15 protein-coding genes are annotated in these 18,484 nt (G+C 72.3%); 6 read left to right on the plus strand and 9 right to left on the minus strand.

The genetic code is table 11. The features are described 5' to 3' along the window. Positions 1-69: 69 nt before the first annotated feature. From ACIO1C_RS19785 to ACIO1C_RS19795, 3 genes are all read right to left on the minus strand, one after another. Positions 70-1,596 (minus strand): SulP family inorganic anion transporter, encoded by a 1,527-nt coding sequence (locus tag ACIO1C_RS19785; RefSeq protein ID WP_401865239.1) that lies wholly within the window; start codon positions 1,594-1,596, stop codon positions 70-72. 73 nt (positions 1,597-1,669) lie between these two features. Continuing rightward, the gene (locus ACIO1C_RS19790) at positions 1,670-2,254 is read right to left on the minus strand and encodes a carbonic anhydrase (protein WP_401865242.1); all 585 of its coding nucleotides are present in this window, start codon (positions 2,252-2,254) and stop codon (positions 1,670-1,672) included. A 541-nt stretch (positions 2,255-2,795) separates the two neighbouring features. Further along, positions 2,796-3,551 carry an SIS domain-containing protein gene (locus ACIO1C_RS19795; RefSeq protein ID WP_327236095.1) on the minus strand — a complete coding sequence of 252 codons (756 nt, stop codon included), beginning with the start codon at positions 3,549-3,551 and terminating at the stop codon, positions 2,796-2,798. 249 nt (positions 3,552-3,800) lie between these two features. On the opposite strand from ACIO1C_RS19795, the gene ACIO1C_RS19800 reads away from it, so the two are divergent. Together ACIO1C_RS19800 and ACIO1C_RS19805 are read left to right on the plus strand one after the other, a co-directional pair. Then, a complete protein-coding gene (locus tag ACIO1C_RS19800) occupies positions 3,801-4,493 on the plus strand; it encodes a metal-dependent transcriptional regulator (RefSeq protein ID WP_327236096.1) in 693 nt (230 codons plus the stop codon). Positions 4,494-4,977: 484 nt separating this feature from the next. Then, on the plus strand, positions 4,978-5,844 hold the full coding sequence (locus ACIO1C_RS19805) for an alpha/beta fold hydrolase (protein WP_401865247.1): 867 nt from the start codon (positions 4,978-4,980) through the stop codon (positions 5,842-5,844). A 646-nt stretch (positions 5,845-6,490) separates the two neighbouring features. On the opposite strand, the gene ACIO1C_RS19810 is transcribed toward ACIO1C_RS19805, so the two are convergent. From ACIO1C_RS19810 to ACIO1C_RS19820, 3 genes are all read right to left on the minus strand, one after another. Next, positions 6,491-8,077 carry a transporter gene (locus ACIO1C_RS19810; protein ID WP_401865250.1) on the minus strand — a complete coding sequence of 529 codons (1,587 nt, stop codon included), beginning with the start codon at positions 8,075-8,077 and terminating at the stop codon, positions 6,491-6,493. Beyond that, positions 8,074-8,952 (minus strand): ABC transporter ATP-binding protein, encoded by an 879-nt coding sequence (locus ACIO1C_RS19815; RefSeq protein ID WP_401865253.1) that lies wholly within the window; start codon positions 8,950-8,952, stop codon positions 8,074-8,076. Before ACIO1C_RS19815 ends, ACIO1C_RS19810 begins: the two co-directional genes overlap by 4 nt. A 94-nt stretch (positions 8,953-9,046) precedes the next feature. Next, a complete protein-coding gene (locus ACIO1C_RS19820) occupies positions 9,047-9,733 on the minus strand; it encodes a bifunctional DNA primase/polymerase (protein WP_401865255.1) in 687 nt (228 codons plus the stop codon). A 302-nt stretch (positions 9,734-10,035) separates the two neighbouring features. Here ACIO1C_RS19820 and ACIO1C_RS19825 point away from each other — a divergent pair, with 302 nt between their 5' ends. Both ACIO1C_RS19825 and ACIO1C_RS19830 read left to right on the plus strand, forming a co-directional pair. After that, complete coding sequence (locus ACIO1C_RS19825; RefSeq protein ID WP_401865257.1) at positions 10,036-11,418, plus strand: transcriptional regulator; 1,383 nt, start codon at positions 10,036-10,038, stop codon at positions 11,416-11,418. A gap of 236 nt (positions 11,419-11,654) precedes the next feature. After that, positions 11,655-13,256: a hypothetical protein gene (locus ACIO1C_RS19830; protein ID WP_401865259.1), complete on the plus strand. Its 1,602-nt coding sequence runs from the start codon at positions 11,655-11,657 to the stop codon at positions 13,254-13,256. 64 nt (positions 13,257-13,320) lie between these two features. Here ACIO1C_RS19830 and ACIO1C_RS19835 read toward each other — a convergent pair whose 3' ends face one another. Continuing rightward, on the minus strand, positions 13,321-14,595 hold the full coding sequence (locus tag ACIO1C_RS19835) for an ABC transporter substrate-binding protein (RefSeq protein WP_401865262.1): 1,275 nt from the start codon (positions 14,593-14,595) through the stop codon (positions 13,321-13,323). 174 nt (positions 14,596-14,769) lie between these two features. On the opposite strand from ACIO1C_RS19835, the gene ACIO1C_RS19840 reads away from it, so the two are divergent. Next, positions 14,770-15,216 carry a hypothetical protein gene (locus ACIO1C_RS19840; protein ID WP_327238648.1) on the plus strand — a complete coding sequence of 149 codons (447 nt, stop codon included), beginning with the start codon at positions 14,770-14,772 and terminating at the stop codon, positions 15,214-15,216. Positions 15,217-15,303: 87 nt separating this feature from the next. Next, positions 15,304-16,173: a formyltetrahydrofolate deformylase gene (gene purU / locus ACIO1C_RS19845; RefSeq protein WP_401865264.1), complete on the plus strand. Its 870-nt coding sequence runs from the start codon at positions 15,304-15,306 to the stop codon at positions 16,171-16,173. Between the two features lie 299 nt (positions 16,174-16,472). Here purU and ACIO1C_RS19850 read toward each other — a convergent pair whose 3' ends face one another. Beyond that, the gene (locus ACIO1C_RS19850; RefSeq protein WP_401865267.1) at positions 16,473-17,882 is read right to left on the minus strand and encodes a zf-HC2 domain-containing protein; all 1,410 of its coding nucleotides are present in this window, start codon (positions 17,880-17,882) and stop codon (positions 16,473-16,475) included. Next, positions 17,879-18,469, minus strand: coding sequence for a sigma-70 family RNA polymerase sigma factor (locus ACIO1C_RS19855; protein ID WP_401865270.1), 591 nt, complete (start codon positions 18,467-18,469; stop codon positions 17,879-17,881). Before ACIO1C_RS19855 ends, ACIO1C_RS19850 begins: the two co-directional genes overlap by 4 nt. Between the last annotated feature and the right edge of the window lie 15 nt (positions 18,470-18,484).

The following is an 18,484-nucleotide window of genomic DNA, read 5'->3' on the forward strand; positions in this document are numbered from 1 at the left end:
GGGGCCCGCCCGGCGGATCGCACCAGGTTGATCAGGGGAGGGGGTTGATCAGGGGAGGGGCGAGGCCTGTCAGCCCGCGCCCGAGCCCGTCGTCCTCTCGTCCACGCCCCGGGCCCGTGGCAGCGCCGCCGCCGGGGGCAGCAGCCGTACGGGCTCCGTCTCCGCGTCGTTGTGCCGCAGGGCCCAGTTCTCCAGCGCGATGCGGCACGCGTGGTCGAGGTGGCGCAGACCCGACAGGTCCAGCTCGATGGGACGGTCCTTCGGGAGGTCCTCCAACTCCTCCATTATCCGCGGCAGTCGCAGGAACGTGGCGTTGCCGGTGACCGACACCACCAGCCGGCCGCCGGTCAGCTCCCGTACGTCGACGTGCAGGTGGGAGATCTCCCACGCCGTCTTCACCACCGCGAGGAGCAGCCCGAGGACCACCCCCTCGAAGAGGTTGGTGACCAGGATCGCCACCGACGTGACCGCGAGGACCACGGCCTCGCCCCGGTGCTCGCGCCACAGCGGCACCAGCTCCTTCACTGGGACGAGCTTGCAGCCGGCGTACACCAGCACACCCGCCAGCGAGGCCAGCGGGATGACGCCGATGGCGGCCGGGAACAGCGCCGCGAACAGCAGCAGCCACAGGCCGTGCAGGATGCGGGAGAGCGAAGTCCGCGCCCCCGCCTGGACGTTGGCGGCGCTACGGACGATGACGGCCGTCATCGGCAGCGCGCCGAGCGCCCCGCAGACCGTGTTCCCCACACCCTGTGCCATCAGCTCCTTGTTGTAGTCCGTGCGCGGCCCGTCGTGCATCCGGTCGACGGCGGCGGCGCTGAACAGACTCTCGGCGGAGGCGATCAGGGTGAAGGCGAGCAGGGTGCCGATCCCCGCGACCCCGGCCAGCTGGCCGAAGTCGCCGAGGCCCGGCGGCTGGACGGAGGCCAGCAGCCCCCGTACCTCCACCTTGGCGAGCGGCAGGTCGAACACGACCGTCACCCCGGTGGCCAGCGCCACGGCCGCCAGCGGCCCCGGGACCGCCCGCACGCGGTCCGGGAAGCGCGGCCAGAGCACCAGGACGGCGACCGTCCCCGCGCCGACGAGGAACGCGGTGAGCGTCGTACCGTCGGTGACGATGTCCCAGGCCAGCCCCGGCAGCCCGGCGAGCTTGCCGAGGCCGCCGGAGGGCTGGGCGGTGTCCGCCATGGCGTACACCTGCCCGAGGATGAGCACGAGCCCGATGCCCGCGAGCATCCCCTGGACGACGGCGACCGAGATGGCCCGGAACCAGCGGCCGAACCCGAATGCGCCTAGGGCGAGTTGGAGCAGACCGGAGACGAGCACGATGGCACCGAGCGCGCCGGTGCCGAACTCCTTCACGGCTTCGTACACGAGCACGGTCAGGCCGGCGGCCGGGCCGCTGACCTGGAGTGAGCTCCCCGGCAGGAAGCCGACGACGAGCCCGCCGACGATACCGGTGACCAGGCCCAGTTCGGCCGGGACCCCGGAGGCGACGGCGACGCCGACACACAGGGGGAGCGCGACGAGAAAGACGACGAGGGACGCGAGAATGTCGCGCCTCAGGACCCGGGGGTCCTTCAACAGCGTGAGCATGACGAGGGTTCCTAGCTGTGCGGTCCGAGAGCGGACGAGTGGTGGGGAAGGCGCCGTGCGGGCGATGTCGCCGTCACAGCGGTTTGAACTCCCCGTCCAGGTCGGGCCGGTGGGCGCTGATCGCCCCGGTGTCCACTTCGTAGTACCAGGCATGCAGGGAAAGCGTGCCCTCGGCGATCCGCTCCCGCACGGAGGGATAGCCGCGGAGCGTGTCGAGCTGCGCCGCCGCGTGGTGGCGGACGGCGTGGGCCAGGCCCTGGTCGGCCGGCAGTGAGGGCACTCCGTGGTCGAGCCAGCCGCGGACGGCGGGCAGCGCGGAGAGGTCGTCGCCGCGCACGAGGGCGCCGACCGCCCCGCAGTGGGAGTGCCCGCAGACGACGATGTCGCGGATGCCGAGCACGCGCAGCGCGTACTCGATGGTCGCGGTCTCGCCGCTGGGGCGCCGTTCGTCGTAGCGGGGGACGATGTTGCCCGCCGTACGGAGCTCGAAGAGCTCGCCGGGACGGGCGCCGGTGATCAGGGACGGGATCACCCGTGAGTCCGAGCAGGTGATGAAGAGTGCCTGCGGGGTCTGCCCCGCGGCGAGTTCTCGGAATTCCTCGGGACGCTCCGCCACCTGGACGGAGAAGGAACGGGCGTGGTCGATGAGTGACTTCATGATGGCCTGCCTCCTGCAACCCTCGGTCTGGCCGGGGCGCGGTGTGGTCGGGTCAGTGGGGGGTGTGGAGCGGGTGGACGTCCTGGGCGGCCCGTGGCCGCTGACCCCGCCGGATCGCGGCGGGGAGGAGGCCGGTGGAGCGGCCGCCGTGGGGTCGTCCGGGAAGCCGGGTCAGGTCGAGACGGTCCGGCGTCTGACGGCGGGCACGCGGTCGGGTCGGGATCTCACAAGCTCGCCCTTTCCGTGGTGCCGCCGACCGCCTGAGATTTCCTCGGCGCGGACCGGTCTTCCTGGGTTCTTCTTTCGGGTTCCGTACGGCAAACGGCGCGATGGTGTGCGCCGTCGGGCCGTCAGCTCTGATGATGCAACACCTGAGCTTCCTCTACTTTGCCCGAGCATTACCTTCGCGTGAAAGATCAAAATTTCGCCAAGCGGCGCGCGGGTGACGCAAAGTAGTGTTTTCACGTAAAACGAACGGCCGGGATCCCCTGGAGCGAATCCCAGGGACCCCGGCCGTGTCTTCCCGTACCACCAGTGTTCGTCAGTGGCGGTAGAAGATCCGGTCGCGGTACTCGGTCATCACCCGTACGTTCCACTCGGGCCCGCCGTCCACATTGCCGGATCGCAACAGCGGAGGCTCGGTGCCGCGCTCGACGAGTTCGCCGGCCGCCGCCGCCATCATCGCCTGCATCAGGGCGCTGGTGACGACCGTCGACGCGGGGGCGAAGGGCGCCTCGATGCCGTCGGCGGTCAGTTCCGCGTCCCCGACGGCGATCCCGTTGTCGAGGACGATGTCGCAGTGGTCCTTGAGGAAGCCGCCGAGGGAGTTGCGGGACTCGGTGCTGCTCGCGTACGCCACCGACGTGACGCCGATGACGGTCAGGCCGAGCGCACGCGCGTGCGACGCCATCTCGACGGGCAGGATGTTGCGCCCGGAGAGGGAGATGACCACCAGCACGTCCCCCGCGGTGGCCGGGCTCGCGTCGAGGACGGTCGTCGCCAGGCCCTCCACCCGCTCCAGCGCCGAGCCGAGCGTGGCGGGCATGACGTCGACGCCCACCACACCCGGCACGGCCAGCAGGTTCATCAGGGCGAAGCCGCCCGCGCGGTAGACGACGTCCTGCGCGGCGAGCGAGGAGTGCCCGGCACCGAAGGCGAAGAGCCGGCCCCCGGCCGCGACGGTGTCGGCGATCGCCCGCCCGGCCGCGGCGATGTTCGCGGACTCCGTGTCCCGTACGCGCTGGAGCAGGCCGATCGCGGCGTCGAAGAACTGATCGGCCAGCTTGCTCTCGCTCATGGGGGAGCCCTTCCAGGGGTGGGGCGGGAGGTGGGGGAATGCCGGTGCCGCGGATCACGTTGAGGTCTGGACCATTGCTCTGTCAATACGCTTCCCGTGCGCTTCCCGCCTGTCTCCCGCCCGTCTCCCGTGCGTCTCCCGTCCGCTTTCGCGGGCCGCCGCCGCATCGGCGCCTCCGGCACGGCACGGTTGTCGGCGGTATGCGTCAGAATTGGGTCAGGGCCAGCGCACGATTATCGAGGGGCACGTATGTCCGGACTGATCGACACCACGGAGATGTATCTCCGCACCATCCTTGAGCTCGAAGAGGAAGGTGTGGTCCCGATGCGCGCCCGGATCGCCGAGCGGCTGGACCAGAGCGGGCCCACGGTGAGCCAGACCGTGGCCCGCATGGAGCGCGACGGCCTGGTCCAGGTGGCGGGCGACCGGCATCTCGAACTGACGGAGGAAGGGCGCAGGCTGGCGATCCGCGTCATGCGCAAGCACCGGCTCGCGGAGTGCCTCCTGGTCGACGTGATCGGCCTGGAGTGGGAGCAGGTGCACGCGGAGGCGTGTCGCTGGGAGCACGTGATGAGCGAGGCGGTGGAGCGGCGCGTCCTGGAGCTGCTGCGCCACCCGACGGAGTCGCCGTACGGCAATCCGATCCCGGGTCTGGAGGAGCTGGGCGAGAAGGCGGAGGCCGACCCGTTCCTCGACGCGGGCATGGTGAGCCTGGCGGAGCTGGATCCGGGCGCGGAGGGCAAGACGGTGGTGGTGCGGCGGATCGGCGAGCCGATCCAGACCGACGCCCAGCTGATGTACACGCTGCGGCGGGCCGGGGTGCAGCCCGGGTCCGTGGTGAGCGTGACGGAGTCCCCCGGCGGGGTGCTGGTCGGGAGCAGCGGCGAGGCGGCGGAGCTGGACGCGGAGGTGGCGTCGCACGTGTTCGTGGCCAAGCGCTGAGCGCGCGGCGCTCTGCGCTCCGCGCTTGGCGCGGTGTCTGTTCGTCCTGAGCGCCGGGGGCGCGTGCCGGGCTGTCCGCCGGGGCATATGTCAGGCAGACATCGGGGAGGGAGCGGTGATGTGGCGGAACGGACACGGGTACGGCGCGTTGCCCCGCCGTGACGCCCTGTGCGCTTCGTGCGTGCCGCATTCTCTTTCCCTCTCCCCTCCGTACGGAGAGGGCTCCGGCGCCTCACGGCACCGGAGCCCTTCCTCCCCCGCGCCGACCCGGAGCCCCGAGCTCCCAGGGTCGGCGCTTTCGGACCCTCATCCCCGAGTGGTCCGCCTCCCGGAGAAGATCTCCCCTCGGGCGCGTCCGGCAATCCCCGAGCGGGGTCACTCGAACGAGCGGTGTTGTAGACCGGAACGGCGTTTTCGAATGGGAGTTCGATAGTCTGGCGGGGTCGGACTCGACCACTCAGGACCGAAGGGGGTGCCAGGACGCATGGTTCAGCGCATCGATGTGACCGGAGCCGAGGGGGTACGCCTCGCCGCCTGGGAGTTCGGGGAGCCGCCCAAACGGGGCGGGGAGTCCGGCGGGCGGGAGTCCGCCGTGTTACTGCTTCACGGCCTGATGGGCCGCGCCTCGCACTGGGCCTCGACGGCCCGGTGGCTCGCCGAGCGGCACCGCGCGGTCGCGCTCGACCAGCGCGGCCACGGGCGCAGCGAGAAGCCGGCGGAGGGCCCCTTCACCCGCGAGGCGTACGTGGCCGACGCGGAGGCCGTGGTCGAACAGCTCGGGCTGGCGCCGGTCACCCTGATCGGGCACTCGATGGGCGCGCTGACCGCGTGGCAGCTCGCGGCGAAGCGGCCCGACCTGGTGCGGGCGCTGATCATCTGCGACATGCGGGCGTCCGCGCTGGGCGCGGCGTCGCAGCGGGAGTGGGAGGACTGGTTCAAGGCGTGGCCGGTCCCGTTCGCCACGCTGGCGGACGTCAGGAAGTGGTTCGGCGAGGACGACCCGTGGGTGGAGCGCGCGACGCCGGCGCGGGGGGAGTTCTACGCGGAGGTGATGGCGGAGCGCGCGGACGGGTGGGGCCCGGTGTTCTCGCGCCGCCAGATGCTGACGTCGCGGGAGACGTGGGTGCACGACGCGCACTGGGAGGAGCTGGCGCAGGTCCGTTGCCCGACGCTGGTGGTGCGGGGCCTGGACGGTGAGCTGGGGCGGGCGGAGGCGCAGGAGATGGTGCGGGTGCTGCCGCGTGGCGCGTACGCGGAGGTGGCGGATGCGGGGCACCTGGTCCACTACGACCGCCCGGACGCGTGGCGCGCGGCGATCGAGCCTTTCCTGGACGGGGTGGTTGCGCCGTAGCGCCCTTGGCCTGGCGGCCGGCTTTGTCCTCAATCGCCGGACTGGCTTGGTTTGGCGTCTGCCCGGTGCCGGGTGCGGGTCACGGTTGTCCTCAATCGCCGGACGGGCTTGATTGTGCCCGCTGCGGGCCGGTGGCCAGGGTGCGGGTCGGTTGCCGGGGGCCGGTCAGGGGTCGTGTCCTGCACTGCATGTTTTACGTCGCGTTCAGCAACTCCGAATTGCGTGACGGTCGCCATGCGACACAAAACACGCTCTACGTTCCGGACACGACCCCTGCCCGTCCCCCTTCCAGGCCCGCGCCAAAACAACCCGGCCCACCCCGGGGCGGGGGAAGTCGTCTCCGCTACCGGGCCCGCGTTGAGGCGTCGGCCCACCCCGGTGCGGGCGGGGTCGTTCAGTCTCCCGTCCGGCGTGAGGGGGGCGGGGTCGGAGGAGGCAGGGGTGTCCGGACGTAAAGCGTCGCAACTCGCGCGAAGCGCGGTGAGGATAGCAGTCCGGACACCCCTGCCTCCGGAGGCCCCGCCCCCCGTCACCACGACAAACCAAGCCCGTCCGGCGATTGAGGACAAGCAGTAAGCCGCGCCCACCGCACCGGGCAGACGCCAAACCCGCACCAAGACCCCGGCACCCCGCCGCACACGCAACGTCAGCCCTTGCTGACCGCCGACAAGATCTCCGGCAGACGCCGGGACGTCTGGGGTGCCGCCAGACGGAGTCCCGCCTCGGCCACGAGGCCCCCGTACGCCACGCCCAGGGGCAGCGAGAGCCACCCGGCGTCGAGCCAGAACGCCACGGCCACCACAGGCGCACACACCGCCCCCGCCACCAGCACACCCCCCAGCATCGACAGCCACGCCAGACCCGCCTGGCCCGGTCCCACGTTCTTGTAGCCGCTGTCCTGCGGGATCGAGTACGCCAGGCGCGCGGAAGAAACCGCGCCCGTCCCCAGCAGCGCGCCCAGCGCGGCGAAGGAGAGGCCGAGCGCTTGGGGCAGCGCGCCCCAGTCGCCCAGGACGGCGGCCGTCAGCACGACGACCAGGAGCGCGTACGGCACCGAGATCAGGAGCAACGCCAGCGCCCGCGCCCGCAGTTCGAGGTACGCGTCGCGCGGCGACGAAATCGTCAGGGCCACCATCCAGAACGCGGAGGTGTCCTGCCCGAACTGGTTGCTCATCTGCACCCCGATCATCCCCACCGCGAAGAGCGACAGATAGATCGACCCGCTCCCCTGCACCGCGTTGAGCAGCGGCACGATCAGACCCACCGCCAACGACGTCACCCAGCCCGCCTTCGTCTTCGGGTCACGCCACGCGTACCGCAGGCTGCGTACGATCACCGCGCCGCTGCGCCCCTCCGGCAGCCGGAGCGAGGACGGCAAGGACAGCACGGACCGCGAACCCTTCCGCGTCGGCTCCGCCGCCGACAGCGTGGAGCCGTCCGGCGCCGTCATGAGCTTCACCAGCGACCGCTGCCAGGCGTAGAGGAGTGCGCCCAACGCGGCGAGAGAGAGCAGCAGTTGGAGCGCCGCGCTTCCGTACGCGCCCTCACTCGCCGAGTCCACCGCCCCCAGCGCCGACGCCGGCGGCAGCCACCGTACGACGTCCGCCGCCGGCGTCAGCTCCGAGAGGCCGCCCGCGTCACCGAGCCGCTGCACCCCGAAGCTGACGAACTGCGCGCCGACCGCGATCACCAGCCCGCTCAGGACCGCGAGGTCACGGCCCTTGCGCGAGGTCAGCAGCCGGATGTTCGCCGCCGCGACCGCCCGCGCCAGCGCCACGTACACCAGCAGCGCGAGCGGTACGGCGACCACCGCCGCGACCACCCCCGCCGCGCTCCGCGCCGACGCCACCACGGAGCCGACCAGCAGGCAGAGCGCGAACAGCGGCCCGATCCCCACCAGCGACGCCACGAGCAGCGCGCCGATCAGCGGGCGCGGGCGCAGCGGCAGCATCACCAGCTTGGTCGGGTCGAGGGTCTCGTCGCCGCCGGGGAAGAACAGCGGCATCACCGCCCAGCCCACCGCCAGCACGGCGGCCAGCAGCACGGTCACGGTGCTCGCGTGGGCGTTGCCGCGCAGCAGGACGAGGCCGAGGAGTTGGAGGGCCGCGAAGAGCAGGGTGATGACGAGCGAGGTGATGTACACGGCCTTGCGGCCGGACGACTGGCGCAGCCCGTTGCGCAGGAGCGAGAGCTTCAGCCGTACGAAGAGCGGGGTCAGCGCGGCCGTGTTCACCGGGCCCCGCCCAGCCAGTCGAGGGTCTCCCCGGTCCCGCGCCCGTGCGCGCCGACCAGTTCGAGGAAGGCGCTCTGGAGGGACGGCGCGTCGCCCCGTACCTCCGCGAGGGTCCCCTGCACGCGGATGCGGCCGCCCGCCATCACGGCGACCCAGTCGCACAGCGACTCGACGAGTTCCATCACATGGCTGGAGAAGACGACGGTCGCGCCCGACTCGGTGTAGCGCTCCAGCACGGTCCGCACGGTCTGCGCGGAGACGGGGTCGACGCCCTCGAACGGCTCGTCCAGGAAGAGGACTTCGGGGTTGTGGAGGAGGGCGGCGGCGAGCCCGATCTTCTTCCGCATACCGGTCGAGTAGTCCACGACGAGCTTGTGCTGCGCGCCGGCCAGGTCCAGTACGTCGAGGAGCTGGGTGGCCCGCTGGTCGACCTCGTCGCCGGGCAGCCCCCGCAGCCGCCCGGTGTAGCCGAGGAGTTCACGACCGGAGAGCCGCTCGAAGAGCCGCAGGCCCTCGGGCAGCACGCCGATGCGGGCCTTGACCGCCACCGGGTCGCCCCACACGTCGTGCCCGGCGACCCGTACCCGTCCCTGGTCGGGCCGGAGCAGGCCGGTGACCATGGAGAGGGTGGTCGTCTTGCCCGCCCCGTTCGGCCCGACCAGTCCGACGAACCTGCCCGCGGGCAGGGAGAGATCGATGCCCGCGACGGCGATCTGCTCGCCGAAGCGCTTCCACAGTCCCTCGACCTGGACGGCCGGCGGGGCCGTTTCCGGCGCGGGTGGGGCCGTCCCCACGAGGGGTGGAGCTGTTCCTATGTCCGCCGGGGGGCCCGCTGTCGCGGACGTCCCGCCCGGTCCGTGCTGTTCTTCCGGCATGGAGCACTACCTTTCGGTCTCCCCGTGCCGGTTCCCGTACCGACCGGGACGACCACCCTACGTACGCCCGTCGGCTGTGTCTGCCCGGGCGTGATCAGCTCTTTCGCGCCCGTTCCGCCGCCGCGTCCCGTCCGCACGCGTACGCCAGCGGGCTGATCAGCTCGTCGGCGTCCGGCAGCCAGCGGTTGGCCGGGGTGGGGCGGCGGGCCCACTGCACCGCGCCGTGGCCGCCGAGACGGGTCGGCGGCGCCGCCACGTACTCCCCCTCGCCGTGCGTGACCAGGTCGATCGCGGAGGGCGCCCAGCCCAGCCCCGTCACGAGGCCGTCCACCTTGAGGGCCGCGCCCGGCAGGACGAAGAACAGCAACCGCCGGTCCGGGGTCCAGGTCACCGGGCCGAGCGTGAGGCGCATCCGCTCCATCCTGGCGAGCGCCAGGAATCCGGCCGACTCCGGTACGTCCAGGGCGTCGAAGGTGCGTCCCGTCGGCAGCAGGACGGCGGCCCGGGGCCGCTCCGACCACAGCCTGCGCGCCGCGGGCGCACTGCCCGTGGCCTGCCGCTCCCAGTCGGGGCCCGTCGCGTGCGCCCCCGGCTGGGCGCAGGCCGTATCGCCGCACGAGCAACGCTCCGTGCTCGCCACCGCCTCCAGCCAGGTGCCGGGGAACACGTCCCAGTGCCGTTCTTCCGTGTACCGCACCGCGCAGTCCAGCGGCAGTTCGCCACGCTGATGAGGGATCTGTGCCGCGCCCGTGACGCCGAGGGTCTCTTCCACGCAGAGCACAACTCCCGCCGTCACCTCCGGTTACGGGCGTACCGCGCGCCGACCCGCATGCGGGGCGCATGGATGCATGGACGGGGGCGCGCGGGCCCGCGGAGGCCCGTTGGCGGGTACGCACGCTCCGTGGTCGGGCACGATGGGACAGGTGCGGCCCACATCAGAGCAAGTACACCCGCATGGCCAAAACACGCCATGTTTCACGAGGTTCCTCGAAATATCTCCGATTCAGCCCAAGCCACGCATTCTCTGCATTTCTGCCGGGCAGTGATCAGTGAGCTGATCACTGCGGCCACAGGGGGTATCCATTGGCAGCCAGGCCTCTCGTCGCGCGCCAGCCGAACGAACGGCTCCAAGCACTCATCCAGGAAGCCGGGTGCTCCAACGCGGGGCTCGCCCGGCGGGTCAACATGGTCGGGGCCGAGCGCGGGCTCGACCTGCGCTACGACAAGACATCGGTGGCGCGGTGGCTGCGCGGGCAGCAGCCGCGCGGCCGGGCGCCCGGCATCATCGCCGAGGCGCTGGGCCGGAAGCTGAACCGTACGGTCACCATCGACGAGACGGGGATGGCCAACGGCAAGAACCTCGCGTCGGGCGTCGGCCTCCAGTTCGCCCCGACCGTTGTCGGCGCGGTCGAGCAGGTCTGCGAGTTGTGGCGCAGCGACGTGGGGCGCCGTGACTTCCTCTCCGGCTCGGCGGTCGCGTCGTCCGCGCTGGTCGAGCCCAGCAGGGACTGGCTGATCACGGGCGCGGACCCGGCGGTCGCGCGGAACACCGGCGCGCGGGTGGGGGATTCGGACGTCGAGGCGGTCCGGGCCATGACCGTGGCGCTGATCGACCTGGACCACCGCTTCGGCAGCGGCCATGTCCGCCCGGTCCTGGTCCACTACCTGAACAGCGTGGTGTCGGGGCTGCTGTCGGGCTCGTACCGCGAATCGGTCGGCCGCCGGCTCTTCGCCGCCGTCTCCCGGCTGACGGAGCTGGCCGGTTACATGGCGGTCGACACGGGCCAGCCCGGCCTCGCCCAGCGGTACTACATCCAGGCGCTGCGGCTCGCGCAGGCGTCGGGGGACCGGGGGTACGGCGGGTACGTCCTGGCCGCGTCCATGAGTCATCTGGCCGCCCAGCTCGGGAATCCCCGGGAGATCGCCCAGTTGGCCAGGGCCGCGCAGGAAGGGGCGCGCGGGCAGGTGCCGCCGCGCGCGCAGGCCATGTTCTACGCGGCGGAGGCGCGGGGGCACGCGCTCATGGGCGACCTGCGCCAGTGCCAGGAGGTCGCGGGCCGGGCGCTCGCGGCGCTGGAGCAGGCGGAGGACGTCTCGGGCGACGACCCCGAGTGGATCGCGCACTTCGACCACGCCTATCTCGCCGACGAGTTGGCGCACTGCTACCGCGACCTGGGCCGCCCCGACGCCGCGGCCCGGCACGCCGGGGACTCGATCGACGGCCACCCCGAGTCCCGGGCGCGGCGGCGGGCGATCGGCATGGTCCTGCTGGCCACGGCACAGGTCCAGCAGCGGGAGGTCGAGGAGGCGTGCCGGACGGGCACCCGTGCGATGGAGCTGATGGGGACGCTGCGCTCCAGCCGGGGCGCGGAGTATCTGGACGACCTCCAGCAGCGCCTGGAGCCGTACGGGAGCGAGCCGTCCGTCCGTGAGTTCACGGCCCGGCTGGAGATCCAGGCGGCGTGAGCGTGGGCGTGGGCGTGAGGGAGTGCGGTGGGGGTAGGAGGGGGCGAAGGTCTGCGGGTGTGAGGGTGTGGTGCATATCAAGTCACCGGCAGAACGGGCGAATTCGGTCGCTATAGCCGTGTCCTGGCGGGACGGAACGGGAGCGGATCTACGGGCGTGGCAGAGCCCGGGATTCACCCGGTAGCGTGAACCGACGATTTCCGTAGGTCCACACGTTCCACGACGTAGGAGTCCCGGTGACGCACAGCGGACAAGGGGACGAGCGGGAGTACCCGGCCGCTCGCCCCGCGCACGAAGGCGTCGTGCTGCCCGGCGACGGCAGCGAGCCCTGGATCCCGCCCAGCGTCTCCGGGGAGCAGGTCGCCCCGGCGGGCGGCCAGCCGTGGGGACAGCCCTGGGGGCCGCAGGACGGCGGCGGACGGCCCGGGACGGAGCCGGGGTACGGCGAGGGCGGGTACGGCGCGCAGCAGGCGCCGGGGCCGGGGCAGCAGGCCGCTCAGGAGCCGTACCAGCAGTACGGGCAGAGCCAGGGGCAGGATCAGGCGTACGGGCAGCAGGGGCAGGGCTACGGGCAGCCGGACCCGGGAGCCGGACCGGGACAGGGATACGGCCAGCAGGGCCAGCCGTACGGGCAGGACCAGCAGCAGTCGTACGGCCAGGGGCAGCACCAGGGCCACCAGGGCCAGCAGTACGGACAGAGTTACGGGCAGGGCCAGTCCTACGACCCCGCCCAGGGGTACGGACAGCCGCTCCCCGCCGAGGCGTCCGCCGCCGGAAACGCCGACGCCACCCAGTTCCTGCCGCCCGTGCCCGCCGCGGGCAACGCGGACGCCACGCAGTTCATCGCACCGGTCCCGCAGGGCCCCGGGCCCGGCATGCTGCCCCCGGAGCGTTCCTCGGACGCGACGCAGTTCATCGCGCCCGTCCCGGCGCACGGCTCGGACGCGGATGCCACGCAGTTCATCGCGCCGGTGCCCGCGCAGGACCCCTCGTACGCGGTCCGCCCCGGCGAGCCCGGCGAGCGCCCGCCGCCCGCCGAGTTCGACAACCTCTTCCGTACGGACGACGGCTCGGGCGCCAACTCCACCCAGCAGATGCCCGCGATCGACATGAGCCAGGGCCGGCCGCCGCAGGCGCGCGCCCCCCAGCCGTACGGTCAGCAGCCCCCCGCGCCCCCCTACGAGCCCCCGCCGGGGCGCGACACGGGCGGGCGCAAGTCGCGCCTCCCGCTGATCGCGGCGGTCGTTGTCGGCTGCGCCGTGCTCGGCCTGGGCGCGGGCGCGCTGATGAGCGGCGGGGACGACAGCCCGCAGGGCACCGGGAAGAACGTGGCGTCGGAGAGCACCCCCGCCTCCGAGCCCGCATCGCAGGACGCGGCCGACCCGGTGAAGGCGCAGGCCGAGGGGCTCGACAAGCTGCTGGGCGACAGCAACAACAGCCGCGAGGCGGTGATCCGCGCGGTCAACGACATCAAGACGTGCACCAACCTGGAGCAGGCGGCGACCGACCTGCACGACGCCGCCGAGCAGCGCAGGGACCTGGTGACCCGGCTCAAGTCCCTCCCGATCGACAAGCTGCCCGACCACGAGCAGCTGGCGTCGTCCCTGACCACGGCCTGGCAGGCGTCGGCCTCGGCGGACGACCACTACGCGCAGTGGGCCCGCGAGGCCCAGACGGGCAAGGGCTGCAAGCAGGGGCGGGCCCGCACCACCCGGGAAGCGGCCAAGGGCAACCAGGCGAGCGGCGAGGCCACAGCGGCCAAGAACAAGGCCTCGGGCCTGTGGAACGGCATCGCGACCAAGTACGACCTCTCCCAGCGGGACTCGACCCAGCTGTAGCGAAGGGGCCCGGGGGCCTGAGGACCGCGGTCCCCAGGCCCCCGGGCCCCTCGTCGGCCGCGCGCTACGACCCGAGCGTCTTGCCGACGTCCACGAAGCCCTTGCGCTCCGCGATCAGCCGGCCGTCCCGTACCACCTGGAACGTGACGTCCCGGTTCACGATCCGGGGGAAGCCCGGTGCGCCCAGCATGTCCTCGTACCGCCAGCGCAGGGGCGGCGTGAGGCCGCCGGTGTCCACCTTGACGCCCCGGTCCAGCGCGTTGGTGAGCTTCCCTGGCGTGATCACGTCCTCATGGACCGCCTCGACGACCGCCTTGAGCGCCGTGTACGCGATCCACGTGGTCTGCACCCCCGGGTCCGCCGGGTCGATCGCGTCGTCCTGGAAGGCGTGCTTCTCGATCACGTCCCGCATCGGCTTCCACGCCGGATCCGTCGCCACCGGGTACCAGCCGGTGAGGAGCGCCCCCTCGAAGGGGCCGTCCTTCCCGCCCGTACTGTCGATCAGGGGCTGCCCGACGCTGCCGAGCACCGAGGAGACCCGGACGTTCCTGCCGTCCTCGGGCACCCGGCGGTACGAGTCGAAGAACGTTTCCGTCTTCTCGCCCAGCACCGCCGTCACGCACCCGCCGTCCCCGGCGCGCGCCCGCGCCTGCTCGGCGGGCTTCGTGTAGTCCGTCGCGTCCTCGGCCGCGCGTATGTCCGCCGCCGAGGCCCTGCGTGCGTGGGCCAGACCGGAGTCGAGGAGGTCGGGCAGGTCGTCGCCGGTGATCGTGTCGGGCCGTACGAGCGCGGTGTGGTCGCAGTCGGGGGCGAGCTGCTGCCCGTTGCCCGCCAGGAGGGTCGCCTGACCGCCGTTCACCGGGTACGAGAGGAAGCTGGTGAACTCCTCCTCGGACATGCCGTACCCCCCGATGAACGGGATCGACGCGGCCTCCAGCGGCGCCATGATCTCCTTGCCGAACTGGCTGTACGAGCCCACCACCGCGACCGCGTCCTCCTTCACCGCCCGGCGCGCGCAGTCGGCGGCGGCCGACGAGTCGTTGCGCTCGTTGCAGGTGAGGACGCGCAGCTCGTGGCCGTCGAGACCGCCCGAGGCGTTGACCCAGCGGGCGTACGCCTTCGCCATGGCCGGCATCCCCGGCATGTTGGTGGCGTTCGTGCCGACGGGGGCGAAGGTCATCACGGTGATGGGGGCCGGCGAACCGCCCGAGGTGCCGGGGATCACACCGCAGCCGGTGATCAGCGAGGCTCCCGCCACCGCCGTACACAGCGCGCGGATCCTCGCGCTCCAGGTATTCGTGTGCGTACGGACAGTGATGGGGCGCCGCCGACCTGTCATAGGGAGAGACCCTTCCGCCTCCTGGGTAACGTCGGAGTGAGCGAGACGCAACATCCGGTGACATCCAGGTGAATTGCGGGGGACCGGAACTCCGTCTCCGGACGGAACGTACGATCAACGACCGTGCAGCAAGGTTCCGAGAACTCTTCCCGTCCTGCCCGTCGCTCCCCCACCATGGGCGGCATGCCGCTCAATGACATGCCGTGGTGGCGCTGGCGCACCAATGTGCGCTCGGCGCTGCATATGCTTTCCGATCCCGTGTTCCACCAGGAGTACTGGCTGCCGGGCCGCGAGGGGTTCGGTGACGTCACCGACGCCGTCTACCGGCTGGTCGAGGACACCTGGCTGGACAACTGGTCCGCCGAGAAATACGTCGGCACCATATTCCGCGACTCCGGAGAGGCCGCGCTGGTCGATCTCGCCGTGCTGCGGGTGCTGCGCATCATGCACCAGGTGGGCGCGGACGCACCCGTCTCGGCCTATCTGGAGCACCACGGGTGGCCGGAGGCGGTACGGGCGGCCCGCGAGGCGCACGTACGGCTGGCGGCGAGCGACGGGGACGACCCGGACGAGCTGCCGCGGTCGCTCGACGTGCTGCGGATCATGACGCGCAGCGCGTAGGGCCGTCCGGCCCGGGCTCTTCCGCGTGTTGTCCACGTTCTGGCGGAAACCGGCCCGTGCCCGGAGGATGTGGGATCCTCTGACGTCATGACCACCCCCTCGCGAACGCAGCAGTACGTCCTCACGCTGTCCTGCCCGGACAAGCAGGGGATCGTGCACGCCGTGTCGAGCTACCTCTTCATCACCGGCTGCAACATCGAGGACAGCCAGCAGTTCGGGGACCACGACACGGGTCTCTTCTTCATGCGGGTCCACTTCTCGGCGGAGACGCCGGTGACCACCCTGGAGAAGCTGCGGGCGAGCTTCGCCGCCGTGGGCGACGCGTTCCGGATGGACTGGGAGATCCACAACGCCGACCAGCGGATGCGGATCGTGCTGCTCGTCAGCAAGTTCGGGCACTGCCTGAACGACCTGCTCTTCCGGTCCAGGACCGGCGCGCTCCCGGTGGACATCGCCGCGGTGGTCTCGAACCACGCCGACTTCGCCGAGCTGGTCGCCTCGTACGACATCCCCTTCCACCACATCCCGGTGACCGCCGACACCAAGGCGGGGGCGGAAGCCGAGCTGCTGGAGCTGGTGCGTGCGGAGGAGGTCGAGCTGGTGGTGCTGGCGCGCTACATGCAGGTCATCTCGGACGACCTCTGCAAGCAGCTGAACGGCCGGATCATCAACATCCACCACTCCTTCCTGCCGAGCTTCAAGGGCGCGAAGCCCTACCACCAGGCGCACGCGCGCGGGGTGAAGCTGATCGGCGCGACCGCGCACTACGTGACGGCGGAGCTGGACGAGGGCCCGATCATCGAGCAGGAGGTCGAGCGTGTCGGCCACGGGGTGACACCGGAGCAACTGGTGGCGATCGGCCGCGATGTGGAGTGCCAGGCGCTGGCGCGGGCGGTGAAGTGGCACGCGGAGCACCGGATCCTGCTGAACGGGCACCGTACGGTCGTCTTCGCCTGAGCCGTTCGTGGCGGCCTGGCGGCCGGGCTTTTGTCCTCAATCGCCGGACGGGCTTGGTTGTGCCCGCTGCGGGCCGGCTTTTTGTGCGCGGGTCGGTTGCCGGGGGCCGGGCCAAAACAACCCGGCCCGCTCCGGGTCTTTAAGCCCGTCCGGCGCTTGAGGACATCCTTGACCCGCACCGGGGCAATTCAAGCCCGTCCGGCGTTTGAGGACATCGGTAAGCCGCGCCCGCGCACCGGGCAGAGGTCAAAACAAGCCCGTCCGGCGTTTGAGGACATCAGTAAGCGCGACGGACACCCTCAGATACGGCTCATCGCCGCCGCCGCGAGCAGAACGTCCCTGATCGCCTCGCGGTCGCCGTCCTGCCCGGCCGCCGCTTCCTCCGGCGACACGTGGCCCGCCACCAGCTGGCAGAACTCCACGCCGTCCAGGGCGATCTGGGCCACGGCGAGTTCGCGGGAGCCGACGGCGGCGGGGGAGTCGAGCGGGATGTACCAGTCCCCGCCGCCCGGGCCCTCGACCTCCAGGTGCAGCGACCGGCCGGGAGCGCCCGGCGTCACCAACCCCTGGGCGGGCGAGGCGAGACCGCCCCGGCGGCGGGCGGCGAGGGCGGCGGGCAGCAGCCGGGCCGCCAGGTCGACCATCCGGTGCAGATGGGGTCCCGAGGGCGGGGCGTACGGATAGTCCACGGCCTCCGCGATGTCCCCGCCGTGCATCCAGCACTCGAAGGCGCGGTCGAGCAGCGCGTCACGCAGGGGCAGCGCGAAGTCCCCGTACGACACGGACAGTTCGGCGGCCCCGCGCCCGGCGAACGACACCGTGCGGATGAGGGTGTGGCTCTGCTCGCGCCAGGGACCCCGGACGGTACGGGTGGGCGGGAACGCGGAGTCGCGCCAGAAGCGCGCCGTACGGTCCGCCGGTGCCACGGGCACCGCGGCGCCGAGCGATTCGCCGAGCGGGGCCGCGAGCGGGTCGTCCAGGCCGAGGGCGGCGGACACCAGGCCGTCCACGGCCAACAGATGGCCGATGACCCCGGCGACGGTCGTCTCGCGCGACGCGGTCCGCTCGTCCTGGAACCACTTGAGCGTCACCGGCGCGCGCCACTCCTCGTCGCCGAAGTCCCGCAGCAGCGCGTCGAGCCGGGCGGTCTCGGCGTCGTACGAGGCGGCCCAGCCGGGCACGGGGATACGGGCGGGGCGGCGGCCGAGACAGTTCTCCAGCACCCGGGAGCGGAGCATCGGGTCGAGATCCAGGCTGCGGTCGTCCTGGAGCAGTCCGACGGCGTCTCTCAGCCGCAGGGCCTCGTCGGCGCAGGGGGCGCATTCGGTGAGGTGCGCCTCGACCAGGTCGGTCTCCTCGGCGGAGCAGGCGGACAGGGCCCAGGCGCCGAGGAGCGACTTGAGCACCTTGTGCGACAGCCCCTTCTGCCGTTTGCCGCCCCGGTCGGAAGGGGGTGTGCCGGCAGGCTCGGACAGTTCCGGGGTCGCGGGCAGGGTGGACAGATCGGGCAGCGCGGGCTCGGTGGGCAGCGCGGGCTCGGCGGGCGTGGCGGGCCGCGCCGGCCGGGCAGGCCGGGTCATCGGCCCCGGCTCCAGGTCGTCGGGGGCCGCGCGCGGACCCGGCAGCCAGGGCAAGCGCCTCCGGCGGCCACCCGGCTCGTCGGGCCCGGCCCGCCCGTCGTCGGGATCGCCGTCCAGCGGGCCGGTCACAGGGAGCGTCCGTTCCCCGGAGGCGAGAAGCCCTCCAGCGCTTGGGTGTTGGCCGTGGAGAGCAGTTGCAGTCCCAGCCTCAGCCGGCGGCGGGCCTCGTCCTCCGTGACACCGAGGTCAGCCGCGGTCTGGCGGTAGTCCCTGCGCTGGAAATAAGCCAGTTCCAGCGCGGCCCGCAAGGACGTGGGCATCGAGCTGACTATGTAGTCCGCGCGGGCCGCCGCGGCGGCCCGGCGCACCTTGAGCTCCAGCTCCGCGAGCCCCTCCGCCGTGTCCTCACCGGCCGCTTCGTACGCGGCGGACTCGGTCTGCCGGAGCCGCTCCACGGCCTTCTGCCGGGCCAGCCTGGCCACCCACGACCGCAGGGAGCCCTGCCGGGGGTCGTACGCGTCCGGGTTCTCCCACACGTGCCCGAAGACCTCGCGGGTGACGCGGTCCGCGTCCGCGTCGTCGTCCAGCACGCGGTGGGCGAGGCTGTGCACCAGCGACGCGAACCGGTCGTACAGCTCGCCGAGCGCGGCGGCCTCGCCCCGCGAGAGCCGCTGCTGCATCCTGCGGTCCCAGCGGGGCGGTGTCTCCTTCGCCATGCGACCCCCACCCCT

Source organism: Streptomyces sp. NPDC087420 (assembly GCF_044744165.1).
GTDB lineage: Bacteria > Actinomycetota > Actinomycetes > Streptomycetales > Streptomycetaceae > Streptomyces.

Excerpts from the sequence above, each read along its gene's own strand:
- ACIO1C_RS19785 (WP_401865239.1), bottom strand. The coding sequence starts at position 1,596 with ATGCTCACGCTGTTGAAGGACCCCCGGGTCCTGAGGCGCGACATTCTC.
- ACIO1C_RS19790 (WP_401865242.1), bottom strand. The coding sequence starts at position 2,254 with ATGAAGTCACTCATCGACCACGCCCGTTCCTTCTCCGTCCAGGTGGCG.
- ACIO1C_RS19795 (WP_327236095.1), bottom strand. The coding sequence starts at position 3,551 with ATGAGCGAGAGCAAGCTGGCCGATCAGTTCTTCGACGCCGCGATCGGC.
- ACIO1C_RS19800 (WP_327236096.1), top strand. The coding sequence starts at position 3,801 with ATGTCCGGACTGATCGACACCACGGAGATGTATCTCCGCACCATCCTT.
- ACIO1C_RS19805 (WP_401865247.1), top strand. The coding sequence starts at position 4,978 with ATGGTTCAGCGCATCGATGTGACCGGAGCCGAGGGGGTACGCCTCGCC.
- ACIO1C_RS19815 (WP_401865253.1), bottom strand. The coding sequence starts at position 8,952 with ATGCCGGAAGAACAGCACGGACCGGGCGGGACGTCCGCGACAGCGGGC.
- ACIO1C_RS19835 (WP_401865262.1), bottom strand. The coding sequence starts at position 14,595 with ATGACAGGTCGGCGGCGCCCCATCACTGTCCGTACGCACACGAATACC.
- ACIO1C_RS19840 (WP_327238648.1), top strand. The coding sequence starts at position 14,770 with ATGGGCGGCATGCCGCTCAATGACATGCCGTGGTGGCGCTGGCGCACC.
- purU (WP_401865264.1), top strand. The coding sequence starts at position 15,304 with ATGACCACCCCCTCGCGAACGCAGCAGTACGTCCTCACGCTGTCCTGC.
- ACIO1C_RS19855 (WP_401865270.1), bottom strand. The coding sequence starts at position 18,469 with ATGGCGAAGGAGACACCGCCCCGCTGGGACCGCAGGATGCAGCAGCGG.